The organism is Lysobacter enzymogenes, assembly GCF_017168095.1.
Classification (GTDB): Bacteria; Pseudomonadota; Gammaproteobacteria; order Xanthomonadales; family Xanthomonadaceae; genus Lysobacter; species Lysobacter enzymogenes_D.
In genome coordinates, this window is record NZ_LXSD01000436.1 from 1 (window position 1) to 2763 (window position 2763).

A 2763-nucleotide genomic window follows, 5' to 3' on the forward strand; every position below is an offset into this window, starting at 1 on the left:
ACACAGGCCATCCATGGCCTGGGTGGCGCACGGCGCACATCCTGTGCGCCGCCCTTCGGGTCTACGGTTGCCTGTGGCGAGTTCGGGGCGGCGGGGGGAGCGAGGAGCAAGGGCAACGGCGATCGGGCCTACAGGATCGGCGCCAGTCCTGCCCCGAACGCGGTGAACATGCGTGTGGTCAGGCTCTTCACGCCGAGATTGACCTCGGGGAAATCGCCGACCGGTTTGTAGCAGGCGCGAAAGCCCGGGTCGGTGCGGTACAGCGGGTTCGGGCAGTCCGGGCCGGGCACGAATTCGTAGCTGGTGGCGTAGCGCACCGGCCACAGGTCGAAGATCGGCAGGTGCTCGGAGATCTTGGCGATCGAGTATTCCAGACCGGAAAAGATCGGCGGTTTGTCGCGGCGCGCGATCACCCACGAGTTCTCCGGCGCGATGTCGCGGCGGATGCTCGCCGCCAGCGCCTGGGCGAAGGCCGGATCGTCGATCACCACCGCGCTCTCGGTGTTGTAGTGGTCGCCGCGCGGGTCGAAGTTGTGGGTGCCGATCACGCCGATGCGCTCGTCGATCACCATCGACTTGGCGTGCATGCCGATGCGCACGCCGGCGCGCTTGAGCGGCACCGGTTCGTTGGTGCGCCGGCGCGCGTAGCGCATCGCCGCGTATTCCTGGGTCAGCGGCTGGCGATAGCGCTGGCGGTACAGCACGCTGCTGCGGTCCGGGTCGTTGCGGCGCGGGCGCGATTCGGCCAGGCCGGCGCCGCTGATCTGGCCGGGTTCGGCGCGGCCTTCGGGCTCGTCCAGCCCGGGCAGGCCCAGCGCCGGCAGTTCGGCGCCGGTGGCGGCGATGTCGATCGGCGCGTCGGCGGGGAAGGGCTTGTATTCGTAGATGTTGAAGCCGAACTCGCGCAGGTAGCGGCGCTTGTACTTGTACGACAGCGCGTAGGCGATGAAGGCGTCGGTCGCGGCGAGGCTGTTGGTGGAGACGATCACCCGCGGCCGGTCCGGGCGCTCGTGCAGGGTGCGGAACAGCTGCTGCGCCGACTTGGACAGCACCAGGTACGGCGTCTGCAGCAGCACCTCGTCGCGCGCGTTGGCGATCAGGTTGCGCAGCGAGTCCGAGGCCAGGGCGTTGGCTTCGGCGTCCTCGCGGTGCTTGTCGGGGGTGTCGGAGATGTAGCGCACCGCGCCGACCGCGATGGCGTGGGCGACCAGCCGCTCGCGCACCTGGGCGTCGTCGTCGGCGGCTTCGCGCATCGCCTGGGCGCGCTGCGGGCGCTCGAACCGGCTCGGCGGCAGGGTCGGCACGCCGTCGTCGATGATGCGCTGGCCGACGTCGGCCAGGCGTTCGACCGGCACGCTGCGGCGGTCGCTCCAGAACACCTGGAAGTCGGTGCCCATGACCTGCGCGACCGGGCCGGCGACGATCACGTCGCGGTCGCGGAAGTTGTACTGGTCGTCCCAGTCGTAATAGTCGTCCTGGTAGTTGCGCCCGCCGGAGATGCCGACCTGGCCGTCGGCCAGCAGCAGCTTGGTGTGCATGCGCTGGTTGAGCCGGCGCCAGCAGCAGGCCGCGGCCAGGGCGTACTGCGGGTAGGTGATGCGGGCGCGGTGCAGCACCGGGTTGTACAGCTTGATCTCGAAGTTGACGTGGGCGCCGGCCAGCGCGGCCAGGGTGTCGACGTGGCGCATCGCCGCGAGCTGGTCGATCAGCAGGCGCACGCGCACGCCGCGGCGCGCGGCGGCGAGCAGTTCGTCCAGGACCAGGCGCGCGGCGTCGTCCTCTTCGAAGATGTAGGTCTGCAGGTCCAGGGTGTGGCGGGCGCTGCGGATCAGGTTGACCCGCGCCAGCAGCGCGTCGGGGCCGCGGTCGAGGATGACGGTGTAGTGGCGCGGCCGCTCCGGCGCCGACTCGGTCATCGCCTTGGGGCCCAGGTCGTACAGCGGCGAGGGCCGGGCGCAGGCGTTCTCGCCCCGGCAGTCGATCTGCGCCGAGCGCGCGGCCGCGGCGATCGCGCTGGCGCGGTCGCGCTGGGCCGGGCTCAGCGAGGCGCAGGCCGACAGGGACAGGGCGAGCAAGGCCGCGAGGCCGCGCAAGACGGGGTTCAACGGTGCAGCTCCTTGGCGTTGCGGCCGCCCGGCCGCCGCGATGGGTCAACGCTCCGGGCGCGCCGGAACCGTCTCGTGGGACCGCGGCGGCGGGGTCCGCGGCGGGGAGGGCTTATTTTGCGTTGATAACAGGCGTACTTGCATGGTGAAACGCACCCGGTCGCCCAACGCGAACTGCCATCCGTCCAAGGCGTAGTCGTCGCGGCTGACGCTGCCGTGGGCGATCGCGTCGCACTCCTCGCCCGGATGCGCGCACGGGCTGGGGGCGACGACGAAGGTCTCCATGCGGCTGATCCCGTGCAGGGTCAGGCGGCCGCGCAGGGCGCCGCCGGTGCGGGCCAGGTCGGCCGGATGCGGCTCGGACAGGAATTCGATGTAGGGATAGCGCTCGGCGGCGAAGAAGCGTTCGCCGCGGGCCATGCGGGTGTAGCGCTCGGAGTCGCCGACCACGACCGCGCCGGTGGCCAGGCGGATGCGCACCTGATGGCGGCCGTCGGCGAGCACGCTGACCTCGCCGTCGTAGCGCGGGAACTGGCCTTCGACCTTCTGCCCCCAGCGGGTGCGCAGTTCGAAGCTGAAACGGGTGTGTTGCGGGTCGAAGCCGGTCTGGCTCAGCACGCGCGGGCCCGGCGTCGGCGCGGCCAGCGGCGGCGCGGCG

Annotated in this window: 2 protein-coding genes; both read right to left on the bottom strand. The window is 71.5% G+C overall.

Annotated elements, in window-relative coordinates:
• Positions 1 to 128: 128 nt before the first annotated feature.
• Positions 129 to 2105, bottom strand: a complete 1977-nt coding sequence (locus A7A76_RS18780) for a phospholipase D family protein (RefSeq protein ID WP_206412637.1) — start codon at positions 2103 to 2105, stop codon at positions 129 to 131.
• 45 nt (positions 2106 to 2150) lie between these two features.
• The coding region (locus A7A76_RS18785; protein WP_206412638.1) for a YceI family protein at positions 2151 to 2763 on the bottom strand (613 nt) is incomplete at its 5' end.